Source organism: Mesonia aestuariivivens, assembly GCF_019311235.1.
In the GTDB taxonomy this organism is placed as follows: domain Bacteria; phylum Bacteroidota; class Bacteroidia; order Flavobacteriales; family Flavobacteriaceae; genus Mesonia; species Mesonia aestuariivivens.
Map to the genome: position 1 here is coordinate 22669 of NZ_JAHWDF010000017.1, position 25175 is coordinate 47843.

The window sequence follows — 25175 nt, forward strand, 5'->3', positions numbered from 1 at the left end:
CTGTTAAAACTTTAAAAAAAATTTATTTCGCTAAAACTTCTGCTACTTTTTTACCGATTTCAGCAGGAGAATCTACTACATGAATTCCGCTTTCACTCATAATTTTCTTTTTGGCTTGTGCTGTATCTTCACTTCCGCCAACAATTGCACCAGCATGTCCCATCGTTCTTCCCGCAGGAGCAGTTTCACCAGCGATAAAACCTACGATTGGCTTTTTAGAGCCACTTTCTTTGTACCATTGTGCTGCATCTGCTTCTAATTGACCGCCTATTTCACCAATCATCACTACACATTCCGTTTCTGGGTCGTTGATCAATAACTCTACTGCTTCTTTTGTAGTCGTACCAATTATTGGATCTCCTCCAATACCAATAGCGGTGGTAATCCCTAATCCTTGTTTGACAACTTGATCTGCTGCTTCATAAGTTAAAGTTCCTGATTTTGATACGATACCAACTTTACCTTTTTTGAAAACGAAACCTGGCATAATACCAACTTTAGCTTCACCTGGAGTAATAATACCTGGACAGTTAGGACCTACTAAACGACAATCTTTATTTTTAATATAGTTTGAGGCTTTAATCATATCTGCTACCGGAATACCTTCAGTAATAGTAATAATTACTTTAATTCCTGCATCTGCAGCTTCCATAATTGCATCGGCTGCGAATGCTGGTGGCACAAAAATAATGGTTGTGTCTGCGTCTGCTTCTTTTACAGCTTCTGCAACAGTATTAAATACTGGTTTACCTAAATGAGTTTGACCACCTTTTCCTGGAGTTACTCCTCCAACAACATTGGTACCATAATCTATCATTTGTTCAGCGTGAAAAGTACCTTCACTACCTGTAAAACCTTGAACAATTATTTTTGAATCTTTATTTACTAAAACGCTCATAATTTTTATCTTGATTTGTTGCCTTGCAAATTTAATTTTTTAAAAGTAACTCTAAAAGTTTTTGCTATCTTTTTGGTAGAAAAGATGCTATATTTTCTTCTGAATCGTCTCCTGGTTGACTAATTAAGTGGCCTTCGTGTAATTTATTGTTTTTCACCTCCCAAATACAAATAAAATGAGCTAATGCTCCTTCTTCATCTGGATCTTCAATAGTATTAACGTGATAGGTAAACCTGACAGTTACCATATTATCTTCTTGCAATAAATGCGTGATTTCACAAGACAAACCTTCAAATGCTTTACCCATTTCTTCTGCCATAACAGCAAAATCATGATAATTCAATTTAAAAAAACCTGAACTTGAATTCCAATATATAACGGCATCTTTATCTAGATACTTTTCGATAATTGAAGTGTCTTTATGAAATTTAGATTTATAAAAATCTTCAACCAATTGTTTTTCTTTTAATTGCATTTTACTCTGGTTTTTTATTTAACATCGAAGGTAATTGCCTGATGGCGGCGGCCTCTTTAAACCACTTTTTTGCTTCAGTCGCAGGAGAACCAAAATATTGAGTATTTGCTTTTAAATTTTTACCAACTCCAGATTGCGCAAAAACTTCCGATCCTTTCGCTAATTTCACATCGCTTCTTATACCTACTTGTCCCCAAAGGGTGACTTCATCTTCTAAAATTACGCAGCCCGCAATACCTACCTGAGAAGCAATTAAGCATTTCTCTCCTATTACCGTATCGTGACCTATATGAACTTGATTATCTATTTTAGTTCCAGATTTTATGGTAGTATCACCACTTACACCTCTATCTATGGTACAAGCCGCACCAATATCTACATGATTTTTTATAACAACTCTTCCTCCAGATTGAAGTTGATCAAAGCCGTCTGTTCTCTTTTTATAATAAAAAGCTGAAGCTCCTAAGACTGTACCAGCATGAATGGTTACATGATCACCTATTACTGTATGATCATAAATACTTACATTAGAATGTATCACACAGTTTTTACCTATCTTTACGTGATTACCAATGAAAGAATTAGGTTGAATTATAGTATTTTCTCCTACTTCTGCAGATAATGAAACATTTTGAAACGAAGCCTGAAAGGGCTTAAAATAATCTGTAAGTTTATTAAAGTCTCTAAAAGGATCATCGGAAATTAATAAAGCTTTACCTTCTGGACAATTTACTTCTTTATTGATAAGAACTATGGTTGCAGCAGATTGTAAAGCTTTATCGTAATACTTTGGATGATCTACAAAAACAATATCTCCAGCAGTCACTACATGAATTTCATTCATTCCATTTACCGGAAAATCGGCTTCTCCAACAAATTTTGCATTAATAATACTGGCAATTTGATAAAGACTATAGGTTTGAGAAAATTTCATATAGTTATTTTAAGATGATTATTCTTTTATACGTTCTTTGTAAGCACCCTTTTCGGTTTCAATTTTTATTTTATCACCTTCATTAATAAATAATGGAACATTCACCTCTGCTCCTGTTTCTACCGTTGCTGGTTTAGTTGCATTGGTGGCAGTATTTCCTTTTACTCCAGGTTCTGTATGTGTAACTTCTAAAATTACACTTGGAGGCATTTCAACTGAAAGTGGAGCATTATCTTCTGTATTAATAATTACAGTTACCACTTCTCCTTCTTTCATTAATTGTGGAGAATCTAAAGCAGATTCAATTAATCTAATTTGAGTATAATCTTCTGTGTTCATAAAGTGATAGAACTCTCCATCATTATATAAAAACTGAAATTTATGTGTTTCTACACGAACCTCATCAATTTTGTGCCCTGCAGAAAATGTATTTTCAATTGTCTTACCTGTGGTTACACTTTTTAGTTTTGTTCTTACAAATGCTGGACCTTTACCCGGCTTTACGTGTAAAAATTCAACTATTTTAAAAATATCATGGTTGTAACGAATACATAAACCATTTCTAATATCACTTGTACTTGCCATTCTTAAATTTTTTAATTTGAAAAATATCCTTTCATAATACCACGCTGTGAATTTTTAATAAATTCTAAGATATCATCACGCTCTGGAGTGGCTTCCATCTCTGCTTCAATGATAGTTACTGCTTGGGTATTATTATAATTTCTTTGGTATAAAATTCTATAAATATCTTGAACTTCTCTAATTTTATCGGTAGAAAAACCTCTTCTACGTAATCCTATAGAGTTAATACCTACGTAAGATAAGGGTTCTCGAGCAGCTTTTACAAACGGCGGTACATCTTTTCTAACTAAAGAACCTCCTGTAATAAATGCATGGCTACCAATCATACAAAATTGTTGAATTGCCGTCATACCTGCTAAAACAACATAATCACCAACGGTTATATGACCTGCTAAGGTACTGTTATTTGAAAATATACAATGATCACCAACAATACAATCGTGGGCAATATGACAGTAAGCCATAATCCAACAATTATTACCAATAACGGTTTTCATTCGGTCTGAAGTACCTCTATTAATGGTAACGCACTCTCTAATGGTTGTATTATCGCCAATAATAGTTAGTGTTTCTTCATCGTTAAATTTTTTATCTTGTGGAACTGCTGAAATTACTGCTCCCGGAAAAATACTTACATTTTTACCAATACGAGCTCCCTCCATTATGGTTACATTAGATCCTATCCAACTTCCCTCCCCAATTACAACGTTGTTATGAATAGTTGTAAAAGGCTCTATCACCACATTTTTTGCAATTTTTGCACCTGGATGTACGTATGCCAATGGTTGATTCATAAACTTTATTATTTTGTTTTTACAATTTGCGCCATCAATTCTGCTTCGGCACATAATTTACCATTTGCAAAAGCATAGCCTTGCATATGACATATTCCTCTTCTTATTGGTGATATTAAATCACATTTAAAAACTAATGTATCTCCAGGAACCACTTTCTGTTTAAATTTTACTTTATCAATTTTCATAAAGTAAGTTAGATAATTCTCAGGATCTGGCACAGTACTTAGAATTAAAACTCCTCCGGTTTGTGCCATGGCTTCAACAATTAAAACACCAGGCATGACTGGAGCTCCAGGAAAGTGACCTCGGAAGAAATCTTCATTCATGGTAACATTTTTACTACCAATTACATGTGTCTCTGATAATTCAAATATTTTATCTATTAACAACATAGGTTGTCTATGCGGTAACATATTCATGATTTGATTCACATCCATTAATGGAGGTTGGTTCAAATCTACTTGAGGAACATTATTTCTTTTTTCTGCCTTAATATGTTTCGCTAATTTCTTTGCAAATTCTGTATTTACATAGTGACCAGGTTTAGTAGCAATTACCTTACCGCGAATTCTTGTACCAATTAAAGCTAGATCGCCTATTACATCTAATAGTTTGTGACGAGCCGCTTCGTTAGGGTGATGTAGTGTAAGGTTATCTAAAATTCCGTTAGATTTAACTGCTATTTCTTCTTTATTAAAGGCTTTTCTTAACTTTTCCATTGTGCTTTCAGATAGTTCTTTATCTACATACACAATAGCATTATTTAGATCTCCTCCTTGTATAAGTCCGTGCTCTAATAATGTTTCTAATTCATGAAGAAAGCTGAAAGTTCTAGCATCTGAAATTTCTTCTTTAAACTGAGTTATATTTTTAATAGATGCATTTTGAGTACCTAAAATCTTAGTACCAAAATCTACCATGGTTGTAATCTCATATTCATTAGAAGGCATGATTACTAATTCACTTCCTGAGTTTTCATCGGTAAAAGAGATTACGTCTTTTATAACATATTCTTCTCTTTCTGCATCAAGTTCACTTATTCCTGCTTTTTCTAACGCTTCAACAAAAAATTTAGAAGAACCATCCATAATAGGAGGTTCACTTTGGTTCATTTCAATTAAAAGGTTATCTATTTCTAAACCGACACAGGCCGCTAACACATGTTCTGAAGTCTGAATAGAAACACCATTTTTCTCTAAAGATGTACCTCGTTGCGTATCTACCACATAGCTTACATCTGCAGGTATTTCTGGTTGACCTTCTAGGTCTACACGCTTAAATACATAGCCTGTGCTTGCTTTTGCAGGTTTAAAAGTTAGGGTTACTTCTTTACCTGTATGAAGACCTACTCCTTCTAAAGTAACCTCTTTTTCAATAGTTGTTTGTTTAATTTTCTGAGCCATTAGTGTTTAGCTTTTTTTCGATATTGTGAAGTTTTTTTATTGATGCTGGTAAATTTTTGAAATGCACGTAGGCTTTGTTATAATCGTTATAACCTAATGCAGGTGAACCCTGAAGGGCTTCATCATCTTTTACATTTCTTCCTATACCAGATTGTGCTTGAATTCTAACTCGATCTCCAATTGTAATATGGCCTACAATACCAACCTGACCACCAATGATACAGTTTTTGCCAATTTTAGTAGAACCTGCTACACCAGTTTGAGCGGCTATTACAGTATGTTCACCAATTTCTACATTGTGAGCGATTTGTATTTGATTATCTAATTTTACACCTTTTCTAATAATGGTAGATCCTAAGGTAGCTCTATCTATACTTGTTCCTGCTCCTATATCTACGTGATCTTCAATAACCACATTACCTATTTGCGGTACTTTATCGTACTCCCCTTTTTCATTAGGTGCAAAACCAAATCCGTCAGCTCCTACGATAGCCCCACCATGAATAACACAATGATTACCTATAATAGTTTCTGAATATATTTTGGCTCCGGCAAATACAATAACATCATTACCTATTTTGGTATTATCACCAATATAAGCATTCGGATAAATTTTAACATTATCACCAATACTGACATTATCGCCAATGTAAGCAAAAGCACCTATATAAATATCTTCACCATAGCTAGCAGATGAAGAAATATAAGATGGAGACTCTACCCCTGTTTTACTTAATTTTACCTGATTATAATAATTTAAAAGTGTAGAAAAAGCTTTATACGCATCTTTTACTTTTATTAAAGTAAGTGATAATTCTTTTTCTGGTTCAAAATCTTCGTTTACAATACAAATGGCTGCATTTGTAGTATAAATGTGTTGTGTATATTTTGGGTTTGCTAAAAAAGTAAGTGAAGAAGAATGCCCTTCTTCAATTTTAGAAAGTTCTGAAACTTCTGCCTCAGGATTTCCTACTAACTTACCTTCTAAAACCTCTGCTATTTGTTCTGCTGTAAATTTCATGCTGACAAAAATAGAAAAATTAGTTAATTTTTAGGGTTTAGGGTAACAGATATAATATTTTATCACGGGTTTAGTAAGTGCACTAAGATTTAATTGGTCTGAAGCTTTAATAACATCACTAGTTTTTCCGTTTTTATAAAGAATACTAATATGGTCGTCTTGCTTCTCATTATAGGCTAAATTTGATACTTTACCTTCAAATACAAAATAATTAGCCTCTTCTCGAGTAATGCCATATTTCTGCTGTAATTCTTTTAAAAATTTTTCAATCTTATGTTGATCTATAGGTTTGCTCTTCAGCTTTACCTTGAGTAAATCTCTATTGATAATAGATTCACATAAATTTTTCAATATAAAATCATCACAAGAAATCCATTCTTTCATTGCTGAAACAATATCATAATCATCTAATTTACTAAAAGTGTGTAATACTTCTTCATCAAAATTAGATGGATTAATTTCATTTTCTAAGAAAAAAGAAAGTGCTTTTGTAGCTGGAAGCTTTACACCTTTACTTACCAGCTCTTTTGCGCGTTTTAAAACTCGTATTAAAAGTTGTTCTGCACCAACACTTGTTTTGTGTAAATATACCTGCCAATACATTAATCTACGAGCAACGAGAAATTTTTCTACAGAATAAATCCCCTTTTGTTCTACAACTAATTTATCATTACTCACATTAAGCATACTAATTAGGCGCTCACTATTAATGTTTCCTTCGGCTACGCCCGTGTAAAAACTATCTCTTTTAAGATAATCTAAACGATCAACGTCTAGCTGACTCGCTATAAGTTCTTTGAAAAATTTACGGTGATATTCTCCTTTAAATATTCGAATAGCTAACGTTAAACTTTGGTTAAAATCAGCATTCATTTTTTCCATAAATTGAAGAGAAATCCACTCGTGACTTACTCCATTTACAATACTATGTTCCATAGCATGAGAAAAAGGACCGTGACCTATATCGTGCAGCAAAATAGCGATTAATAGGGCTTCTTCTTCTTTATCTGAAATTTTAATTCCTTTAAAACGAAGAACATCCAAAGCCTTTCGCATAAGATGCATACAACCTAAAGCATGATGAAAACGTGTATGATGTGCACCAGGATAAACCAAGTAAGACATGCCCATTTGTGAAATTCGGCGTAATCTTTGAAAGTATTTATGCTCCATGATGTCAAAAATACGTTCATTTGGAATGGTAATAAATCCGTAAATTGGATCGTTTAATATTTTGAGTTTGTTACGTTGATTCAAAATGATAGTTTAATTAAAAAAACAAATATACATATATGAATAACATCAAAGTACTTTGGGTAGATGATGAAATAGATTTATTAAAACCTCATATCTTATTTCTAGAAAAGAAAAATTACGAAGTAACTACCTGCAAAAGCGGAACAGAGGCAATAGAAGAAGTGGAAAAACAAAGCTTTGACATTGTTTTTTTAGATGAAAATATGCCAGGCTTAACAGGTTTAGAAACTTTAGCCGAAATTAAAGAAACTAATAATAATCTTCCAGTAGTAATGATTACTAAAAGTGAAGAAGAATATATTATGGAAGAAGCCATTGGCTCTAAAATAGCAGATTACCTAATTAAACCTGTTAATCCTAATCAAATTCTATTAAGCTTAAAAAAGAATTTAGATCATTCTAGGTTAATTTCAGAAAAAACAACCGCTAACTACCAACAAGAATTTAGAAAAATTGCCATGGAAATGTCGATGATCAATTCTTGGGAGGGCTGGTCTGATCTTTACCAAAAACTAATTTATTGGGAAATTGAATTAGAAAATATTGAAGATAGCGGAATGTTCGAGATTTTAGAATCTCAAAAATCTGAAGCTAATACTCAATTCTGTAAGTTTGTCGAAAAGAATTATACTTCATGGTTTAGTGGTGATGAAGAAGCACCAACACTCTCTCATCAATTATTCAAAAAGAAAGTGGTACCAGAACTCAGCGACAAGCAACCTACACTACTTTTAGTCATAGATAATTTACGTTATGACCAATGGCGAGCTTTTGAACCCATTGTCAATAAATATTACAAAAAAGAGAAAGAGAGCGCTTTCTCTAGCATTTTACCAACCGCTACTCAGTATGCTAGAAATGCAATATTTTCTGGACTCATGCCTTCAGATATGGAAAAATTATATCCTAATTTATGGTTAAATGATACTGAAGAAGGCGGTAAAAACATGCATGAAGAAGAATTTTTAGTAGCTCAAATGAAACGTCTAGGTTTAGATTACAAAACTGAATACTATAAAATTGCAAGTTTAAAAGCAGGTAAAAATTTAATTCAAAACTTTAAACAACTTAAAAATAACGATCTCACTGCCGTAGTTTATAATTTTGTAGACATGCTTTCTCACTCTAAAACAGAAATGGAAGTTATTAAAGAACTAGCGTCTAATGATAAATCGTATAGATCTTTAACAGAAAGTTGGTTTAAAAACTCTCCACTTTTAGAGATGATACAAAATGCGCAACAGTTAGGTTTCAAATTAATCATAACCACCGACCACGGAACTATAAATGCTCAAAACCCATCTAAGGTTATTGGTGACAAAAACACAAGCTTAAATTTGCGTTACAAAACCGGTAAAAGTTTAACTTATGAAAATAAAGATGTAATCGCAGCTAAAAATCCTAAAGATTTTCATTTACCAAGTATTAATATGAGTAGCTCTTTTATATTTGCAAAAGGAGATTTATTTTTCGCCTACCCAAATAACTACAATCATTATGTAAGTTATTATAGAAATACCTATCAACACGGCGGTGTATCTTTAGAAGAAATGGTAATTCCTTTTTCAGTACTCACCCCTAGATAATTTTTTATGGAAATAGAATATAATATTGATCAACTTCCAGAAGTAGCAAAACAAATTTTAAAAGTGTCTTCTTGCAAGACACTTTTATTTTATGGCGAAATGGGGGCAGGAAAAACCACTTTAATTAAAGAGATTGTAAAACAATTAAACTCAACAGATAGAGTCACCAGCCCTACTTATTCGTTAGTGAATGAATATGTAACTCCAACAAAAAAAATATACCATTTCGATTTTCATAGAATAGAAGATGAAGATGAAGCTTATGATATTGGATTTGAAGACTACTTAATGAATGATGATTGGGTTTTAATAGAATGGCCAGATAAAATTAAAAATCTAATTCCAGAAATGCATACTAAAATTTCTATACTAAAAAACTCTTATCAAGCAAGAAAAATTTCAATCGATAATGAAAATCAAAGTGTTAAAACACAAAATTGAATTTAAAAAAATAACACAAACAACTAAAAAACAGATACTTAACCTAAAAAAATACACAAAGGTACGGCGAACAAAATTAACACAATTAACAAAATTATTTCTAGGTTTGTACTACAACAAAACAAAAAACAACTTTTATAAACTTAGAAATTAATTATTATGAATGTAAAAAACGCTATCTTCGCTATTGCAGCTTTAGGATTTTTAGTAACCTCTTGTTCCCCACAATCAATAGATGAACACACCACACAAGACAACATCAAAGCCACAACAACAATACAAAATATCGACAAAGGCGATATCAAAATCCCTACTCACGGGTAGTGTTATAGCTTTTTTAATTATAATTTCACCCTATATATTCTATTCCTATAAAAGTTTCCCAGACACCAAAATCTGGGAAACTTTTATATTTACGTTTGAAAGTGGATTTTATGAAAAAGTCAGCGTTAGCTTTTGGACTATTTTAGGGAAATTTGTACCTCTTTACTTACTTAGTATTTGGTTTTTGACTTGTAAGCATTGGTGGTATCATGTTATTTTAATTCCTATGGGAATGTATTTATTTCAATTAATTATGGCTATTAATGATGATGTTAAGTTTTCTGATGAAATTGAAATTTGGTATTTAATTCCCATTATGGCGGTGATTGTCCCTTTGGTTTATTTAATTAGAACAAAAATTTTTACAAGCATGCATAATCCTACTTTAGAAGAAATAGAATACGAACTTCAAAATAAAAAAAATATTTTTTCTCACTTTAGAGATCTCTTCAAATCATAGGTTGTTTTAAGTTTGCTTATCGTTTTTTTTCGTTACTTTAGTTTTATATCTTAACTAAAAATGAGTAAACCAACCACACCTTTTACACAGCGAGATCTTCTTCCGCAGGAAGAAATGTTAGAAATTCAAAGGCAAAAAGGAGAACTCTTTATAGGTTTACCTAAAGAGACTTCTTACCAAGAAAAAAGGGTCTGCTTAACACCAGATGCTGTTGCCGCAATTACAGCAAATGGTCACCGTATATTAATTGAAAGTAATGCCGGTCAGGATGCTAATTTTTCAGATAACGATTATAGTGAAGCGGGTGCAGAAGTTACCAAAGATACGGCTAAAGTGTTTGGGTGTCCTATAATTTTAAAAGTAGAACCACCTTCATTGGAAGAGCTAGAATTAATGAACTCGCAATGTACTTTAATCTCTGCATTACAATTAAAAACTCAAGATAAAAGCTACTTTCAAAAACTTGCAGAAAAAAGAATAACCGCATTAGCTTTTGAATTTATTAAAGATAATGATGGTACTTATCCTGCTGTAAGAGCCTTAAGCGAAATTGCTGGGACAGCATCTGTTCTTATTGCTTCAGAAATATTAGCAAGCCCAAAAGGTAGCGGACTCATGTTTGGTAATATTAGCGGTGTTCCTCCTTTAGAAGTAGTTATTATTGGAGCAGGAACTGTTGGAGAGTTTGCCGGTAGATCTGCTTTAGGTCTTGGAGCAAATATTAAAATATTTGATAATTCCCTAACTAAATTACGCTGTATTCAGACCAATTTAGGTAGACCTTTATATACTTCTACTCTTCAACCCAAAAATTTATTAAAATCTTTAATGCGCGCAGATGTAGTTATTGGTGCTGTTCGCGGTAAAGATCGTTCTCCAGTAATTATTTCAGAAACGATGGTTGAAAACATGAAGCCTGGTTCTGTTATTATTGATGTAAGCATTGATATGGGAGGTTGTGTAGAAACTTCTGAAATCACTAGCCACGACCAGCCAACTCAAAAAAAACATAACGTAATACATTACGGTGTACCCAACATTCCTTCTAGATATCCAAGAACATCCTCTATTTCTATCAGTAATATCTTCACGCCCTATCTTTTACATATTGGCGAAGAAGGTGGCTTAGAAAATACCTTAAGATTTGATCGTGGTTTAAGAAACGGTTTGTATTTTTACCACGGTATTTTAACCAACAAATCTATTGCAGATTGGTTTAATCTTAATTATAGAGATATTAATTTGCTCATTTTTTAAATTTTATGAAATTAATTCATCGTTTTGGGTATTACTTCGGAGGTTTCTCACTTGGCATTGTTATTCTTATTTTTTTTCTTAGTGGAAAAAAAACTTCGTGTGATTACGGGCCTAGTGCAAGAGTCTTAAAAAACCTTAGAATAAAAGAAAAAGCTTATTCTACAGATGCTAAAAAACAAATGCAGGTATATCAACTCGATTCTATTTTTATAGCGAATACCTTGCAATCTGGAGATGTTATCTTTAGCGAAAGTGAAACTTCTTTAGATTCTTGTAACGTCTACATTGTTCAATCAGAAAAAGAAAACAAAACCTATGAAACCAGTTTTAAAAACTGCGATAGCCTTGTAACTATTCTTAGCGTTAACAACCTAAAAAATTAATATAATTTTTTTTAAATTATACCCAAGTTTTAATCGAAACTTTTTTATTATTGTTTTTATTAAGCGATTAATTTAAGCTACTGAATATGAAACGAGTTATTGTTGATTATAAAAAATTAACACCCGAAATTTTAGGACTTTTAGTTGAAAAATATCCTGACGGATATGATGATGATCATATCATAACTTTCAAAAACGCCAAATATGAAACCGTAGAAGCTGTTGAAGTAAAAACGGAAGATTGTATTTATTTAGTGAAAGTAAGTACGCGACTAGAAAATACAATGGCAAATTATGATGAAGATGATTATAATGATGAAGATTTAAATGAACCAATTGTAGATATTCCTGAAGCGGTCAAAATACCTAAAGAAGATCTAGAAGAGATGGACGACGATGATGAAGATGAAAAAGAAGAAGAGTAAATTCATATAAAAAAAGGCTATCAACAATTGATAGCCTTTTTCTTATTTTAAGAAATTACTTCATTAAATCGAATGTCTTCAACTTCGCTCTTATTCCATACAAATGTATATAACCACATTAACGTAAATGAAGGTATTATGTCTGTAAAGGGTAAAATTTCTTCTACAAAAACCAATGCAGAAGCAAACTTTCCTTTTTTACCCGGATACATTTTCTGCATTTTTTTTGCAGCATAAGGCGCCCAAAGAATATCTATAAAAGAACCTACAACAGGTATCGCACTACTTAACATCCCTACTCCATCATAAAACAAGCCTTTAAGTAATAGTTTATTTTTCAATGTTTTCATAAGATATTTAATTGATTCAGTAATTATATAACAAAAAACTTGCCAAAATAAATATTTATACTTTCGAATCAATCATTTTATCTGAAAAATAAGTTTTTAATTTATTTATTTTGGGATCTATAATATACTGGCAATAAGGCTGATTAGGATTATTATTATAGAAATTTTGATGATCAAATTCTGCCGAATAGAATGCTGAAGCTTCAGTAATCTCTGTAACTATTTTACCTTTAAAAACCGTTTCGTTTAGTTGTCTTACTACCTGCTCTGCAATATTTTTCTGTTCTTCTGAATGGTAGAAAATGGCACTTCGATATTGAGTCCCAATATCATTACCTTGTCTATTAAGAGTTGTAGGGTCATGAGTGGTAAAAAACACCAATAATAATTCTTCATAACTTATAAATTTTGAATCGTATTTTAATTGAATTGCTTCTGCATGACCAGTTCTCCCTTGTACCACTTCACGATAAGGAGGATTTTTGATGGCACCACCTGTAAAACCAGATTCAATACCACTCACTCCTTTTAAACGCTGAAAAACCGCCTCTGTACACCAAAAACATCCATTGGCAAAAGTTGCGGTTTTCAAATTTTCTATATTCATTTTTTATTTTAAAATTAATACTAAAATTTTAATCTATAATTGTAAAAAGTATAAAGCTTTGTTATAACACTATTGTTCCTATAAAATAGTTTATTTTAGCCATACAAAATTTATAAGCTAAATGATTACCGCCCAAAATATTCATAAATATTATGATGATTTACATGTATTAAACAATGTAAATTTATTTATTAAAAAAGGAGAAATAGTTTCTATTGTAGGTGCTTCAGGAGCAGGAAAAACCACCTTATTACAAATTTTAGGGACCTTAGATTTTGCTACAAAAAATAAAAAATCTTCTTTAAAAATAAACGATACTGAAGTTTACAATCTTTCTAAAAATGAATTAGCTGCATTTAGAAATAAACATATTGGTTTTATATTTCAATTTCATCAATTATTACCAGAATTCACAGCGCTTGAAAATATTTGCATTCCCGCTTATATCCAACGAACAGAAAAATCTGTTGCAGAAAAAAGAGCCTTAGAATTACTCGAGTTTTTAGGATTATCGCATCGTAAGAACCATAAACCTTCAGAATTAAGTGGTGGTGAGCAACAGCGTGTTGCTGTAGCGAGAGCTTTAATTAACAACCCAGAAGTAATTTTAGCAGATGAACCTTCAGGGAATTTAGATTCTGAGTCTGCTGAAAATTTGCACCATCTTTTCTTTAAACTTAGAGAAGAATTTGGACAAACTTTTGTTATTGTAACTCACAATACAGAACTTGCCAATATGGCCGACAGAAAATTAACCATGGTTGATGGTCAAATTGAAAATAAAATTAATGAATAAAAAAGAACTTCAAGAGTTTTTAAATTTTAAAGCTGAACAATACAACCAACCTAAATTTATTGAAACCGACCCTATTCAAATTCCACATTTATTTTCTAAAAAAGAGGATATTGAAATTTCAGGGTTTTTAACAGCTACTATCGCCTGGGGAAATCGTAAAAGCATTTTAAACAATGCTCAAAGGTTGATGGAATTGCTAGATATGAGTCCGCATGAATTTATTATTAACCTTAAAGAAAAAGATTTAGAAAGGTTTGAGGGTTTTGTACATCGCACGTTTAATGAAACAGATTTAAAATATTTTCTTAAATCACTTCAACAGATTTATTTGAACCACGGCGGCTTAGAGAGTGTGTTTACTAAAAACTCTTCTGCTATTTCCACTCAAAATTCAATTCATGAATTTAAAAAAGTTTTTTTTGAACTTCCGCATTTAAAAAGAACTCAAAAACACGTAAGCGATCCTTTAAAAAATTCAGCAGCTAAAAGAATTAATATGTATTTAAGGTGGATGGTTAGAAACGATCGAAATGGAGTAGATTTTGGATTATGGAACAATATTTCTTCAGCAGCACTTTCTTGTCCTTTAGATGTTCATAGTGGCAATATTGCTAGAAAATTGGGCTTATTAAAAAGAAAACAAAACGATGCTAAAGCTTTAGTTGAATTAGATAACAGCTTAAGAGGTTTAGATAAAAACGATCCTGTAAAGTACGATTTTGCTCTTTTTGGAATTGGTGCATTTGAGAAAGATTTCTAAAATTATTTTCTTAATTTTACGTTAATATTTATATCGCTATGATTAAACCTGAAATACCTAAAAACGAATCGGTTAGATTAAAAGCCTTAAAAAACTTAGGTATTGTTGATAGCAAGGCTGAGAAAGAATTTGACGATTTGGCTAGCTTAGCTGCTTATATCTGTGATGTTCCCATCGCATTAATTTCTTTTTTAGAGGAAGAGCGTCAATGGTTTAAATCTACTATTGGTATAAATTTTTGTGATACTACACGAGAGGTCTCTTTTTGCGCACACGCAATTAATCAACCTCAAGAATTAATGATTGTAGAAGACGCAAGAAAAGATCCTAGATTCGCTAAAAATCCTTTGACATTATCTACAGAACAGCCAGTTATTTTTTATGCAGGAATGCCATTAACCGATAAAAACGGAAATTCTTTAGGTACACTTTGCGTAATAGATCATCAACCAAGAATATTAAATGATCGTCAAAAAATAGCTTTAAAAACAATTACTAATCAAGTAATTAATCTTTTAGAAATACGATCAAAAAATAATAATTTAAAAGCTATTGAAAAAGAACTAAGGTTAAGAAACGAACTTCTTAAAGATTTTGCCGGAGTAGTATCTCACGATATGAAAATGCCTTTAACTAATATGATTATTACGGCCGATATTTTGAAAGAAAAATATAGTAATCAATTAGACGATAAAGGCAAAGAATACCTTCAATACATGAAGCAATCTTCTTTCTCTTTAAGTGATTATATTTCTAAAATATTAACTTATTATGAGAGTGATAAATTAAGTGATCAAAAACATAATGAAAGCTTCGATATTCATCATTTATTAGAAGAAATTGTAGATTTATTTAACATACAAGAAGATTGTGATATTAACTTTCCTGATGAGAATATTGAATTGAATTGTAACCGAGTTGCCTTAGAGCAAATTCTTCTTAATCTAATTGGTAATAGTCTAAAATATAACGATAAAAAGAAAATTGAAATTTCTATTAATTGTCATCAAGATGATAGTTTTTATTACTTTACCGTAACAGATAACGGAATGGGAATACCTGAAAACAAACAAAAAGAAATATTTAAGTTGTTTTCTACCGTTACTCAACTAGATAGAAACGGAAATAAAGGAAACGGGATTGGACTTTCTACGGTGAAAAAATTAATTATGAATTTAGGTGGCGATATTGAGGTTAACTCTAATGTAGGTGAAAAAACATCGTTTTCATTTTCTATTAAAAAATCAAATGAATAGAAAGTCTTATAATATCTAATATTTACAAATAGATTTTAACTTTCATTTTCTATATTTGAATTTATACAGAAATAAAAAATGCTATTAAAAAATCCGCAAATTCTATACGCATTATTTTTATTAATAATTCCTGTCATTGTTCATCTTTTTCAATTAAGAAAATTTAAAAAAGAACAATTTACCAATGTAAAGTTTCTAAAAAAAGTTCAATTACAAACACGTAAGAGTTCTAAAATTAAAAAGTGGCTTACTTTACTAGCTAGACTTTTAGGCTTAGCGTGCATAATTTTTGCTTTTGCTCAACCCTATCTACCAGAAACTTCGCAAAGTCTAAAAAAGAAAGAAACGGTAATTTACCTCGATAATTCTTTTAGTATGCAGCAAAAAGGAAAAAATGGAGAACTGCTAAAAAATGCAATTCAATCTTTACTTACTGCGCTTCCAGAAGATTATCATTTTTCATTGCTTACAAATGATGAAATTTATAAAAATACCACCAAGCAAGAATTAGCTAAAGAGTTACAACAAATTAATTATAGTAGTAATTCTCCTAATTTCAAAACAACTTATATTAAAGCAAAGAAGGTTTTTTCTAAACATAAAAATACGCTCAAAAAATTTGTAGCAATTTCAGATTTTCAAGAACAAAATCTCAAAGATCTCGAGTTTGACGCACAACTAGAAAATACACTCATTCAACTTCAACCAGAAAAAAATTTCAACATTAGCATTGACTCTGTTTTTGTGAAAGATAAAAATATTGAAAACACAACTGTACAAGTAAACCTTTCTTCTTCTACTGCTACTGATCAACTTTTTACGGTAAGCCTTTTTGACCACCATAAATTATTAGCAAAAAGCAGTGTAAATTTTGATGATAATACTAAAGCAAATACTACATTTAGCATCCCTACTTCTCAAGATATTAAAGGAGTGTTAGCGATTAATGACAATAGTCTTCAATATGACAATTCACTTTATTTTTCACTTCAACAAAATGAAAAAATAAACGTAGCTAGCATAAGTGATGCTAAAGATAATTTTCTAAAAAAAATATTCAATCAAGATGAATTTAATTTAATAACTACTCAAAGTAATCAAATAAATTACAATAAACTTTCTCATCAAAACCTTATTATTTTAAATGAATTAAAATCGATTCCTCAAGGCTTAGCCAACATCTTAAGTAAACATCTTGAAAATGGAGGTAGTTTAAGCATTATTCCTGCTGAAACTATTAATGAAGCTAGTTACAATCGCCTATTTAATGCTTTAAATTTAAGTAGATATCAGAAAAAGCAAACCGAAGAGCTAAAAATTACCAATATTAATTTTTCTAATATAGTTTTTGAAAATGTATTTAATAAAAAAGTGAGAAATTTTGACTATCCCAAGGTTAATTCTCATTATTATTTAAACACTGGTGCTAACCAAATTTTAAGCTATAATAACGGTCAGCCATTTTTAAAACAAATAAAACAAGTTTTTTTATTTACTGCTGCCATCAATAAAGAAAATAGCAACTTTAAACAATCTCCTTTAATTGTCCCTACATTTTATAATATAGCAAAGCAAAGTTTACAATTGCCACAGCTTTATTATGTAAACGAAAATAACAATACCATTGAGGTTAAGGTAAAGTTAGATAAAGATAATGTTATTAAAATTAAAGACTCTTCAAAAACTTTTATTCCTCTACAACAGCATTTTGCGAATAAAGTAAACTTAACCCTGCAAAACGAACCTAAGAGCGCGGGTAATTACAGTGTAATTGCAAATGATAAAACAATAAACTTGCTTAGTTTTAATTATAATAGAAGAGAAAGTAAACTCAACTACGCAAATCTTTCTAGCTATAAACATATAAAAACACAAGATTCTATTACAAATTTCTTTAGTCAAGAGATTAATGACAATCAAATGAATTTTTTCTGGAAATGGTTTGTTATTTTTGCCTTACTATTTTTAGTGATTGAATTTTTATTCTTAAAGTTTCTAAAATAAATTTAATGAAAATCCTCATAAAATCTGCCACCATTGTTCTACCAGATAGCAAGTATCACCAACAAACAGTAGATATTCTGCTTCAAAACGGAAAAATAGAAAAAATAGAAAAAAATATTTCTGCTGAAGTAGATCAAACCATAGAAATGAAAAACCTGCATGTTTCATTGGGTTGGTTTGACAGCAGTATTTGTTTTGGAGAACCAGGTTATGAAGAAAGAGAAACGTTAACCAACGGTTTAAAGACAGCCGCAAAAAGTGGGTTTACCTCTATTGCCGTAAACCCGAACAGCAATCCAATAGCAGATCACAGCACCTCTATTAAATTTTTAAAAAGTCACCATACTCAATTTGGAGTAGGAGTTTATCCTGTGGGTGCATTAACGGTAAAAAGCGAAAGCGTAGATTTAGCCGAATTATTTGATATGAAAAATGCCGGAGCCGTTTCATTTTCAGATTACAAAAAACCTATAGAAAACCCTAACCTATTAAAAATTGCTTTACAGTATGCACAAAATTTTGATGCTTTAATACAATCTTTCCCTCAAGAAAATGCCATAGCAAGAAATGGTTGCGCACACGAAGATTTCCATAGTACTCAATTAGGTTTAAAAGGGATTCCTGCTTTAGCCGAAGAGCTTCAAATTGCCAGAGATTTATTCATTTTAGAATATACTGGCGGTAAATTACATATACCGACAATTTCTACAGAAAAATCGGTACAACTTATCAAAGAAGCTAAAAAGAAAGGTTTAGATGTAAGTTGTAGTGTTGCTATACATCAACTTATATTTACAGATGAAAAACTACAAGGTTTTAATGCCAACTATAAAGTTTTACCGCCACTAAGAAGCTCTAAAGATGCCAAAGCATTAATTAAAGGCTTAAAAGATGGTATTATCGATATGGTCACCACAGACCACTGCCCTATAGATATTGAAGATAAAAAAGTAGAATTTGTAAATGCCGCTTACGGAACTATAGGCTTAGAAACTGCTTTTGCAGCCCTAAAAACTATTTTTTCTACAGAAAAAACAATTGATCTTCTTACCAAAGGTAGAGCTCGTTTTGGGATAGAAAATCCTAAATTTGAAAAGGGAGAAATAGCGAATTTAACCTTATTTAATCCTGATTATAAATATACTTTTAACGAAGAAAATATTATTTCTACTTCAAAAAATTCTATGTTTATAGACTCAAAAATCAACGGAAAAGTATACGGAATTTATGCTAACCATAAACTAACATTAGCTTAATGACAACAATTAACGATAGTAAAGAAGGTAAATCTAATGCTATTTTAGCTTATTTTACCATTATTGGTTGCGTAATTGCAATTTTTATGAATATGGAAAGCAAAAATAAATTTGCTAGTTTTCATATTAAACAAGCCCTTGGCGTACATATTCTCTATTTTCTAATATTAGCAGTGGTTAGTGGTTTTGATAGTTGGTTAATTACCTTTTCTTTTTGGATTTTTGTTTTTATACTTTGGATTTACGGATTTATTGGGGCTCTACAAGGAAGAGAAACAATAGTCCCTTTGGTAGGAGAATATTTTCAAAAATGGTTTGATAAATTAGCATAATGACAACACAAAATTTAAGTTTAACTCACGTAATAAAACCATCTTCATTAACAGAAAAAGCCCCCGTAATTATTATGCTTCATGGCTACGGAAGTAATGAGGATGATCTATTTTCTTTTGCAACAGAATTACCAAACGAATATTTAATAGTTTCAGCTCGAGCTCCGTTACCTTTGCAACCTTACGGAAATGCTTGGTATGAGATAAATTTTGATGCTAACCAAAATAAATTTACTAACGATGAGCAAGCTATTGCTTCTCGAGAACTTATTGCCAAATTTATTGATGAAGTAGTTGAAAGCTATCCTGCAGATGCGAATCAAATTACTTTATTAGGTTTTAGTCAAGGAGCCATTTTAAGCTATGCTGTTGCACTTTCTTATCCTGAAAAAGTTAATAAAGTGGTAGCATTAAGTGGTTATATTCACGAAACTATATTTAAAGAAGGATATGAAAATAATGACTTTTCGTCGTTAAAAATTTATGGTTCTCACGGTTCGGTAGATCAAGTTATCCCAATTGAATGGGCTAAAAAAAACAAACCTTTTATCGGTAATTTAAATATTGATTATACCTTCTCTGAATTTCCTATAGGTCACGGCGTTAATCCTCAAAACTTTATGGAGTTTAAGAACTGGCTAGAAAAAAATTAATTACCGTATAAAAATCCGTCGTTCACTTCAAAAGAAATAGAACCGTCTTTTTCGATAAAATAATTCAGAATAGCTTCGCCCCAAAATTTACCATCAGTAAATTCAACTAATACCCATTTGTGATTGATAATCTTTAAGCCATTTATACGCATAAAACCATTCATACCACTATAAGGAACAAGTTTATTGTCTGAATCTGCTTTATTTTCGGCGACTATTTTAGTCTGTAATAAAGTTTTAAATTCTTCTACCTCATATCCCAAATCTTCAATATACATTCGGGCTTTTTCGTCTCCAGCTAATGTGAAGTCTTCTACTTGATTATTTTTATTAAGCTGAATTATTGAGTCTTTTTCAGCTTCAAGCTCATCAACTTCAAGGTTTAAATCTGCGATCATTTGTTGTTGTACTTCAAATGTTTTTTTCACATTAGCATATTGAAAAACAATATAAAGTAATGCAAATAAAAACAGATACATAAAGATTTTACCTTTCATTAAATTTTAATTTTTAAATTATCGTAAGCCAAAAATACATTCTCTGGCAACTCTTTTTCTACTTCAGCATGAAAACCTAATAAATGACTTATATGTGTTAAGTAAGCTTTCTCTGGATTAACTTTTTTAATAAATGCTAACGCTTCATCTAAATTAAAATGAGCTAAATGCGTTTCTTTACGTAAGGCATTTACCGTTAACACTTTCACTCCTTTTAATTTTTCGACTTCTTCTTCAGTAATTGTTTTAGCATCGGTTACGTAAGCAAAATCATGAAATCTAAATGCATATACTTGTAATTTATGATGCCAAACATTTACAGGTATTACCTCTAGATTACCTATAGTAAAAGGGGTATCGTTAATTTCATTAATTTTTAAACTTGGTGTGCCTGGGTATTTATTTACAGTTTCAAACACATAGTCAAAACGTTTCTTTAGCGCTTTAATCACGCGTTGATGTGCATAAACAGAAATGTCACCCTGTTTAAAATAAAATGGCCTAACATCGTCTAAACCTATAATATGATCGTTATGCTCGTGAGTAAAAAGAATTCCATCAATTTTTTTTACATTATTGGCAAGCATTTGTTGTCTAAAATCTGGTCCGCAATCTACAACGTAGGTATAATTATCCCATTCAACTAAAATAGAAACACGTAAACGCTTATCTTTCTGATCTTCACTTAAACATACGGGATGATCGCTACCAATAATAGGGACGCCTTGAGAAGTTCCAGTACCTAAAAATGTAATTTCCACAGTTTAATTTTATCACAAAAGTAATTATATTTTTTTGTTTAAATGCCAATTCACTACCTTTGATGTAAAGAATAAACACACAAACTAAATCTCTAGATCGATATGCCAATAACCATTATGGGCGATAAGGAATTTGAAAATGTTCCTTCGATAAAAAGTAAAGCGCTGCGCATTAATCTTAACGAAAATATTTACGGCACGTTTGCAGAAATAGGTGCCGGACAAGAAACCGTTAGAAATTTTTTTAGGGCAGGAGCTGCTTCAGGTACTATTGCAAAGACAATGAGTGCTTATGATAAAGACTTTAGTGATGCTATTTACGGTATTGAAGATGATAAGAGATATGTAACCGAAGCTCGACTTAAAAAAATGCTATCGCATGAAATGCGCTTAATGGAAGAGCGTATGGATAGAGAGAAGCATCCTAAAAAGCTGTTTTTCACCTACGCTAATACAGTAGCTACCATAGATTTTGCAAAAAAATATAAAGGTCACGGCTGGGTTGGAATTAGATATCAAGTAAGACCAGATGAAGATTATAATGAAATTAGTCTTCATTTAAGATTTAAAGAAAATGATGCCCGACTACAACAAAATACACTCGGTATTTTAGGGGTAAATCTTATTTACGGTGCCTATTACAAATATGATAACCCTAAAAAATTATTACGTTATTTATATGATCATATTGATAAAGATCAATTAGAGATAGATACGATTAATTTTTCTGGTCCGCGTTTTGAAAATGTAGATAACCGATTAATGAGTTTACAACTTGTTAAAAATGGAATGACAGAAGCGGTGATGTTTGCTCCAGACGGAAATAATGTTTTACCAGCAAGAATACTCTATAAAAAAAATGTACTTGCTCTTAGAGGTAGCTTTAGACCGGTAACGAAAGTGAATATGGATATTTATAAAAACTCCATGGAACTTTTTAAACAAGAAAGCAGAGTTGAAGAAGAAAATACTATTTGTGTTTTTGAGATCACTCTTTCTAACTTAAGATCTGAAGGTGAAATCGATGAAAAAGATTTTATGGCGCGTGCAAAATTACTTTGTGCGTTGGGACAAACTGTTATGATCTCTAACTTTCAAGAATATTATAAAGTAGTTGAATATTTTTCTCGTTACACCAAGCAAAGAATGGGGTTAGCCATGGGTGTAAACAACCTGGTAGATATTTTTGATGAAAAATATTATCGTCATTTAAGCGGTGGTATTCTAGAAGCATTTGGTAAACTCTTCTTTAAAGATTTAAAAGTATACTTATACCCTTTAAAAGATAAAAAGACTGGAGAAATTACCGATAGTGATAACCTAAAAGTTCATCCACGTATGAAAGAATTATATAAATTCTTCAAATACAATGGAAAAGTAGTAGATATACAAGATTACGACCGTAGCCTAATGGATATCTTCTCTAGAGAAGTGCTACAAATGATTACTGAAGGACAAGATGGCTGGGAAGAAATGTTGCCTCTTGAAACTGCAGAGATGATTAAATCTCAGCATCTTTTTGGTTACAATAGTAAAATGATAGAACAGAAATAATCTTTCTTTTAAATTATTCTAATAAAAAAGGAGTTTCAAATTGAAACTCCTTTTTTATTAGAATCTTATGTAAACTTAAAGTCTAGTGATTTTAGCACCTATCTTTTTTAACCTTCCATCAATATCTTCATAACCACGATCTATTTGTTCAATGTTATGAATGGTAGAGGTTCCTTTAGCAGATAACGCTGCAATTAATAAAGAAATACCAGCTCTAATATCAGGACTTGTCATCGTAGTGGCTTTCAATTGAGATTCAAAATTATGTCCTATTACTGTTGCTCTGTGAGGGTCACATAATATAATCTTAGCGCCCATATCTATCAATTTATCTACGAAGAATAATCTACTCTCAAACATTTTTTGATGAATAAGTACACTTCCTTTTGCTTGAGTTGCGACTACTAAAATAATGCTTAATAAATCTGGTGTAAATCCAGGCCAAGGAGCATCACTAATGTTCATTATAGAGCCATCAATAAAGCTTTGTACTTCGTAACCATTTTTATGAGCCGGAATATAAATATCATCTCCTTTTCTTTCGATGGTAATCCCTAATTTTCTAAAAGTGGTAGGTATTAATCCTAAATTATCCCAACTTACATTTTTAATGGTAATTTCACTTTTGGTCATTGCTGCCAAACCAATCCAAGATCCAATCTCAACCATATCTGGCAAAATAGTGTGGGTGCACCCTCCTAATTCTTTAACACCAGTTATTTTGAGCATATTAGAACCTATACCATCTATTTTTGCCCCCATAGATACCAACATCTTACAAAGCTGTTGTAAATAAGGTTCACAGGCGGCATTATAAATAGTAGTTTCTCCTTCAGCTAAAGCTGCTGCCATTACTATATTGGCAGTCCCTGTAACTGATGCTTCTTCCAAAAGCATGAAAGTTCCTTTTAAACCTTTTGGTGCTTCTACACCATAAAAACGCTCTTCTTTATTATATCTAAATTCTGCGCCGAGTTTAATAAATCCTTCGAAATGAGTATCTAATCTTCTACGACCTATTTTGTCACCACCTGGGCGAGGAATATATCCTCTGCCAAACCTTCCTAATAAAGGTCCGACAATCATAATAGAGCCTCTTAAACCACTACCCTCTTGCTTAAATTGTTCGCTTTCTAAATAATCTAAGTTTAATTCATCACTCTTAAAACTATAAGTACCATTACCTAGCTTCTGAATTTTAACTCCCAAATTACTTAAGATATCAATTAATTTATTGACATCTCTAATATCTGGTATGTTGTTAATCTTTACGGTTTCGTTAGTAAGAAGTACTGCACATAAAATTTGTAGTGCTTCATTTTTAGCACCCTGAGGTTGAATTTCACCTTTTAAAGCTTGCCCTCCCTCGATTTGAAATGTAGCCATATTGGTTAGTTAGGTTTTTTTAGTAACGCTTACGTCCTCTAGTTTTACCTTTTTTTGAATTTTTATAATTGTTATTAGAACTGGTTGTGGTTCTTTTCTTACCTTTTAATAAATCTGATGCGTTAGCAAGATCTTCATCTTTCTGATTTAAATTAATTTGCCCATCACTTAATTCAAATAAATGATTAAAAATCACCTTATCTTCTACCGTATCCCTGTTCCAATTTAAATAGCACTTTTTCATATGATTAGCAATCGTAAGCACTAAACCTTCTTTTAAAGGACCACTTTCCATCTTCATTGCCTCGTCAATCATGCGCTTAATATTATTTCCGTAAAATCTATATTTAGGGAAATTTTGAGGATAACCTAATGGATCTGGAGATTCTTGTAATTTTTCTCGAGAAAGCTTAGGAAACGGACAATCTACATCTAGTTTAAAATCACTAATAATAAATAACTGATCCCATAATTTATGCTGAAAATCGGATACATCTCTTAAATGCGGATTTAAATTCCCCATGACAGCGATAATAGAATTTGCTACTTCATTTCTCTTTTTATCATCTTCTATGCTAACGGCATGTTCTACCATTTTTTGAATATGTCTGCCATATTCAGGTATAATTAATTTTGTTCTTTCTGAATTATATTCTAAGTCGTATATCAAAACTGAAGTTTTCTAATATTAAAGTATTGGTTATTGTAGTACTTATA

At 31.4% G+C, this 25175-nt stretch carries 28 protein-coding genes; 14 read left to right on the forward strand and 14 right to left on the reverse strand.

What is annotated here, in order from left to right:
- Positions 1 to 22: 22 nt before the first annotated feature.
- The 8 genes from sucD to KW502_RS13340 form a co-directional block, all read right to left on the reverse strand.
- A complete protein-coding gene (sucD, locus tag KW502_RS13305) occupies positions 23 to 898 on the reverse strand; it encodes a succinate--CoA ligase subunit alpha (RefSeq protein WP_219041048.1) in 876 nt (291 codons plus the stop codon).
- Between the two features lie 64 nt (positions 899 to 962).
- On the reverse strand, positions 963 to 1373 hold the full coding sequence (locus tag KW502_RS13310; RefSeq protein ID WP_219041049.1) for a nuclear transport factor 2 family protein: 411 nt from the start codon (positions 1371 to 1373) through the stop codon (positions 963 to 965).
- A gap of 1 nt (position 1374) precedes the next feature.
- Entirely contained in the window at positions 1375 to 2307 is a 933-nt protein-coding gene (locus tag KW502_RS13315) for a UDP-3-O-(3-hydroxymyristoyl)glucosamine N-acyltransferase (protein WP_219041050.1), read from the reverse strand.
- Positions 2308 to 2325: 18 nt separating this feature from the next.
- Positions 2326 to 2892: an elongation factor P gene (gene efp, locus KW502_RS13320; protein WP_219041051.1), complete on the reverse strand. Its 567-nt coding sequence runs from the start codon at positions 2890 to 2892 to the stop codon at positions 2326 to 2328.
- A gap of 11 nt (positions 2893 to 2903) precedes the next feature.
- Entirely contained in the window at positions 2904 to 3686 is a 783-nt protein-coding gene (lpxA, locus tag KW502_RS13325) for an acyl-ACP--UDP-N-acetylglucosamine O-acyltransferase (protein ID WP_219041052.1), read from the reverse strand.
- An 8-nt stretch (positions 3687 to 3694) separates the two neighbouring features.
- Positions 3695 to 5092 (reverse strand): bifunctional UDP-3-O-[3-hydroxymyristoyl] N-acetylglucosamine deacetylase/3-hydroxyacyl-ACP dehydratase, encoded by a 1398-nt coding sequence (locus KW502_RS13330; protein ID WP_219041053.1) that lies wholly within the window; start codon positions 5090 to 5092, stop codon positions 3695 to 3697.
- Positions 5076 to 6113, reverse strand: coding sequence for a UDP-3-O-(3-hydroxymyristoyl)glucosamine N-acyltransferase (lpxD, locus tag KW502_RS13335; protein ID WP_219041054.1), 1038 nt, complete (start codon positions 6111 to 6113; stop codon positions 5076 to 5078). Before lpxD ends, KW502_RS13330 begins: the two co-directional genes overlap by 17 nt.
- Before the next feature lie 30 nt (positions 6114 to 6143).
- On the reverse strand, positions 6144 to 7370 hold the full coding sequence (locus tag KW502_RS13340) for an HD domain-containing protein (RefSeq protein WP_219041055.1): 1227 nt from the start codon (positions 7368 to 7370) through the stop codon (positions 6144 to 6146).
- Between the two features lie 35 nt (positions 7371 to 7405).
- Here KW502_RS13340 and porX point away from each other — a divergent pair, with 35 nt between their 5' ends.
- The 6 genes from porX to KW502_RS13370 all read left to right on the forward strand — a co-directional run bounded on the left by porX (position 7406) and on the right by KW502_RS13370 (position 12246).
- Positions 7406 to 8956 carry a T9SS response regulator signal transducer PorX gene (gene porX / locus KW502_RS13345; protein WP_219041056.1) on the forward strand — a complete coding sequence of 517 codons (1551 nt, stop codon included), beginning with the start codon at positions 7406 to 7408 and terminating at the stop codon, positions 8954 to 8956.
- Positions 8957 to 8962: 6 nt separating this feature from the next.
- Positions 8963 to 9397, forward strand: a complete 435-nt coding sequence (gene tsaE / locus KW502_RS13350) for a tRNA (adenosine(37)-N6)-threonylcarbamoyltransferase complex ATPase subunit type 1 TsaE (protein WP_219041057.1) — start codon at positions 8963 to 8965, stop codon at positions 9395 to 9397.
- A gap of 235 nt (positions 9398 to 9632) precedes the next feature.
- The gene (locus KW502_RS13355) at positions 9633 to 10181 is read left to right on the forward strand and encodes a hypothetical protein (RefSeq protein ID WP_255554253.1); all 549 of its coding nucleotides are present in this window, start codon (positions 9633 to 9635) and stop codon (positions 10179 to 10181) included.
- A gap of 60 nt (positions 10182 to 10241) precedes the next feature.
- The gene (locus KW502_RS13360; protein ID WP_219041058.1) at positions 10242 to 11438 is read left to right on the forward strand and encodes an alanine dehydrogenase; all 1197 of its coding nucleotides are present in this window, start codon (positions 10242 to 10244) and stop codon (positions 11436 to 11438) included.
- Between the two features lie 5 nt (positions 11439 to 11443).
- On the forward strand, positions 11444 to 11821 hold the full coding sequence (locus tag KW502_RS13365; RefSeq protein WP_219041059.1) for a hypothetical protein: 378 nt from the start codon (positions 11444 to 11446) through the stop codon (positions 11819 to 11821).
- Positions 11822 to 11907: 86 nt separating this feature from the next.
- On the forward strand, positions 11908 to 12246 hold the full coding sequence (locus KW502_RS13370; protein ID WP_219041060.1) for a hypothetical protein: 339 nt from the start codon (positions 11908 to 11910) through the stop codon (positions 12244 to 12246).
- Between the two features lie 47 nt (positions 12247 to 12293).
- Here KW502_RS13370 and KW502_RS13375 read toward each other — a convergent pair whose 3' ends face one another.
- Both KW502_RS13375 and msrA read right to left on the reverse strand, forming a co-directional pair.
- Positions 12294 to 12596 (reverse strand): hypothetical protein, encoded by a 303-nt coding sequence (locus KW502_RS13375; RefSeq protein ID WP_219041061.1) that lies wholly within the window; start codon positions 12594 to 12596, stop codon positions 12294 to 12296.
- Between the two features lie 55 nt (positions 12597 to 12651).
- Positions 12652 to 13203, reverse strand: coding sequence for a peptide-methionine (S)-S-oxide reductase MsrA (msrA, locus tag KW502_RS13380; protein WP_219041062.1), 552 nt, complete (start codon positions 13201 to 13203; stop codon positions 12652 to 12654).
- 121 nt (positions 13204 to 13324) lie between these two features.
- Between msrA and KW502_RS13385 the strand changes: the two genes are divergently transcribed.
- From KW502_RS13385 to KW502_RS13415, 7 genes are all read left to right on the forward strand, one after another.
- Entirely contained in the window at positions 13325 to 13999 is a 675-nt protein-coding gene (locus tag KW502_RS13385) for an ABC transporter ATP-binding protein (RefSeq protein ID WP_219041063.1), read from the forward strand.
- On the forward strand, positions 13992 to 14759 hold the full coding sequence (locus tag KW502_RS13390; protein WP_219041064.1) for a TIGR02757 family protein: 768 nt from the start codon (positions 13992 to 13994) through the stop codon (positions 14757 to 14759). The genes KW502_RS13385 and KW502_RS13390 overlap by 8 nt, the downstream gene beginning before the upstream one ends.
- Positions 14760 to 14797: 38 nt before the next feature.
- Positions 14798 to 16015, forward strand: coding sequence for a sensor histidine kinase (locus tag KW502_RS13395; protein WP_219041065.1), 1218 nt, complete (start codon positions 14798 to 14800; stop codon positions 16013 to 16015).
- Positions 16016 to 16093: 78 nt separating this feature from the next.
- Positions 16094 to 18019 carry a BatA domain-containing protein gene (locus tag KW502_RS13400; RefSeq protein WP_219041066.1) on the forward strand — a complete coding sequence of 642 codons (1926 nt, stop codon included), beginning with the start codon at positions 16094 to 16096 and terminating at the stop codon, positions 18017 to 18019.
- A 5-nt stretch (positions 18020 to 18024) separates the two neighbouring features.
- Positions 18025 to 19275 (forward strand): dihydroorotase, encoded by a 1251-nt coding sequence (locus KW502_RS13405; RefSeq protein ID WP_219041067.1) that lies wholly within the window; start codon positions 18025 to 18027, stop codon positions 19273 to 19275.
- A complete protein-coding gene (locus KW502_RS13410; RefSeq protein ID WP_219041068.1) occupies positions 19275 to 19607 on the forward strand; it encodes a DUF4870 domain-containing protein in 333 nt (110 codons plus the stop codon). Before KW502_RS13405 ends, KW502_RS13410 begins: the two co-directional genes overlap by 1 nt.
- The gene (locus KW502_RS13415) at positions 19607 to 20260 is read left to right on the forward strand and encodes an alpha/beta hydrolase (protein ID WP_219041069.1); all 654 of its coding nucleotides are present in this window, start codon (positions 19607 to 19609) and stop codon (positions 20258 to 20260) included. Before KW502_RS13410 ends, KW502_RS13415 begins: the two co-directional genes overlap by 1 nt.
- On the opposite strand, the gene KW502_RS13420 is transcribed toward KW502_RS13415, so the two are convergent.
- Positions 20257 to 20757: a hypothetical protein gene (locus KW502_RS13420; protein WP_219041070.1), complete on the reverse strand. Its 501-nt coding sequence runs from the start codon at positions 20755 to 20757 to the stop codon at positions 20257 to 20259. The two genes, KW502_RS13415 and KW502_RS13420, sit on opposite strands and share 4 nt — an antisense overlap.
- The gene (locus KW502_RS13425; RefSeq protein ID WP_219041071.1) at positions 20757 to 21518 is read right to left on the reverse strand and encodes an MBL fold metallo-hydrolase; all 762 of its coding nucleotides are present in this window, start codon (positions 21516 to 21518) and stop codon (positions 20757 to 20759) included. Before KW502_RS13425 ends, KW502_RS13420 begins: the two co-directional genes overlap by 1 nt.
- 102 nt (positions 21519 to 21620) lie before the next feature.
- Here KW502_RS13425 and KW502_RS13430 point away from each other — a divergent pair, with 102 nt between their 5' ends.
- Positions 21621 to 23072 carry a TonB-dependent receptor gene (locus tag KW502_RS13430; RefSeq protein WP_219041072.1) on the forward strand — a complete coding sequence of 484 codons (1452 nt, stop codon included), beginning with the start codon at positions 21621 to 21623 and terminating at the stop codon, positions 23070 to 23072.
- 75 nt (positions 23073 to 23147) lie between these two features.
- Here the strand turns inward: KW502_RS13430 and murA are convergent, their stop codons facing one another.
- Together murA and KW502_RS13440 are read right to left on the reverse strand one after the other, a co-directional pair.
- Complete coding sequence (gene murA, locus KW502_RS13435) at positions 23148 to 24458, reverse strand: UDP-N-acetylglucosamine 1-carboxyvinyltransferase (RefSeq protein WP_219041073.1); 1311 nt, start codon at positions 24456 to 24458, stop codon at positions 23148 to 23150.
- Positions 24459 to 24477: 19 nt separating this feature from the next.
- Positions 24478 to 25128 carry a DUF4290 domain-containing protein gene (locus KW502_RS13440; protein WP_219041074.1) on the reverse strand — a complete coding sequence of 217 codons (651 nt, stop codon included), beginning with the start codon at positions 25126 to 25128 and terminating at the stop codon, positions 24478 to 24480.
- Between the last annotated feature and the right edge of the window lie 47 nt (positions 25129 to 25175).

Coding starts and splice junctions, on each gene's coding strand:
- porX (WP_219041056.1), top strand. CDS start 7,406: ATGAATAACATCAAAGTACTTTGGGTAGATGATGAAATAGATTTATTA.
- KW502_RS13390 (WP_219041064.1), top strand. CDS start 13,992: ATGAATAAAAAAGAACTTCAAGAGTTTTTAAATTTTAAAGCTGAACAA.
- KW502_RS13365 (WP_219041059.1), top strand. CDS start 11,444: ATGAAATTAATTCATCGTTTTGGGTATTACTTCGGAGGTTTCTCACTT.
- KW502_RS13415 (WP_219041069.1), top strand. CDS start 19,607: ATGACAACACAAAATTTAAGTTTAACTCACGTAATAAAACCATCTTCA.
- KW502_RS13385 (WP_219041063.1), top strand. CDS start 13,325: ATGATTACCGCCCAAAATATTCATAAATATTATGATGATTTACATGTA.
- lpxD (WP_219041054.1), bottom strand. CDS start 6,113: ATGAAATTTACAGCAGAACAAATAGCAGAGGTTTTAGAAGGTAAGTTA.
- efp (WP_219041051.1), bottom strand. CDS start 2,892: ATGGCAAGTACAAGTGATATTAGAAATGGTTTATGTATTCGTTACAAC.
- lpxA (WP_219041052.1), bottom strand. CDS start 3,686: ATGAATCAACCATTGGCATACGTACATCCAGGTGCAAAAATTGCAAAA.
- KW502_RS13395 (WP_219041065.1), top strand. CDS start 14,798: ATGATTAAACCTGAAATACCTAAAAACGAATCGGTTAGATTAAAAGCC.
- KW502_RS13370 (WP_219041060.1), top strand. CDS start 11,908: ATGAAACGAGTTATTGTTGATTATAAAAAATTAACACCCGAAATTTTA.
- KW502_RS13405 (WP_219041067.1), top strand. CDS start 18,025: ATGAAAATCCTCATAAAATCTGCCACCATTGTTCTACCAGATAGCAAG.
- tsaE (WP_219041057.1), top strand. CDS start 8,963: ATGGAAATAGAATATAATATTGATCAACTTCCAGAAGTAGCAAAACAA.
- KW502_RS13420 (WP_219041070.1), bottom strand. CDS start 20,757: ATGAAAGGTAAAATCTTTATGTATCTGTTTTTATTTGCATTACTTTAT.
- KW502_RS13355 (WP_255554253.1), top strand. CDS start 9,633: ATGAACACACCACACAAGACAACATCAAAGCCACAACAACAATACAAA.
- KW502_RS13375 (WP_219041061.1), bottom strand. CDS start 12,596: ATGAAAACATTGAAAAATAAACTATTACTTAAAGGCTTGTTTTATGAT.
- KW502_RS13400 (WP_219041066.1), top strand. CDS start 16,094: ATGCTATTAAAAAATCCGCAAATTCTATACGCATTATTTTTATTAATA.
- KW502_RS13330 (WP_219041053.1), bottom strand. CDS start 5,092: ATGGCTCAGAAAATTAAACAAACAACTATTGAAAAAGAGGTTACTTTA.
- KW502_RS13430 (WP_219041072.1), top strand. CDS start 21,621: ATGCCAATAACCATTATGGGCGATAAGGAATTTGAAAATGTTCCTTCG.
- KW502_RS13310 (WP_219041049.1), bottom strand. CDS start 1,373: ATGCAATTAAAAGAAAAACAATTGGTTGAAGATTTTTATAAATCTAAA.
- msrA (WP_219041062.1), bottom strand. CDS start 13,203: ATGAATATAGAAAATTTGAAAACCGCAACTTTTGCCAATGGATGTTTT.
- KW502_RS13315 (WP_219041050.1), bottom strand. CDS start 2,307: ATGAAATTTTCTCAAACCTATAGTCTTTATCAAATTGCCAGTATTATT.
- KW502_RS13360 (WP_219041058.1), top strand. CDS start 10,242: ATGAGTAAACCAACCACACCTTTTACACAGCGAGATCTTCTTCCGCAG.
- sucD (WP_219041048.1), bottom strand. CDS start 898: ATGAGCGTTTTAGTAAATAAAGATTCAAAAATAATTGTTCAAGGTTTT.
- KW502_RS13410 (WP_219041068.1), top strand. CDS start 19,275: ATGACAACAATTAACGATAGTAAAGAAGGTAAATCTAATGCTATTTTA.
- murA (WP_219041073.1), bottom strand. CDS start 24,458: ATGGCTACATTTCAAATCGAGGGAGGGCAAGCTTTAAAAGGTGAAATT.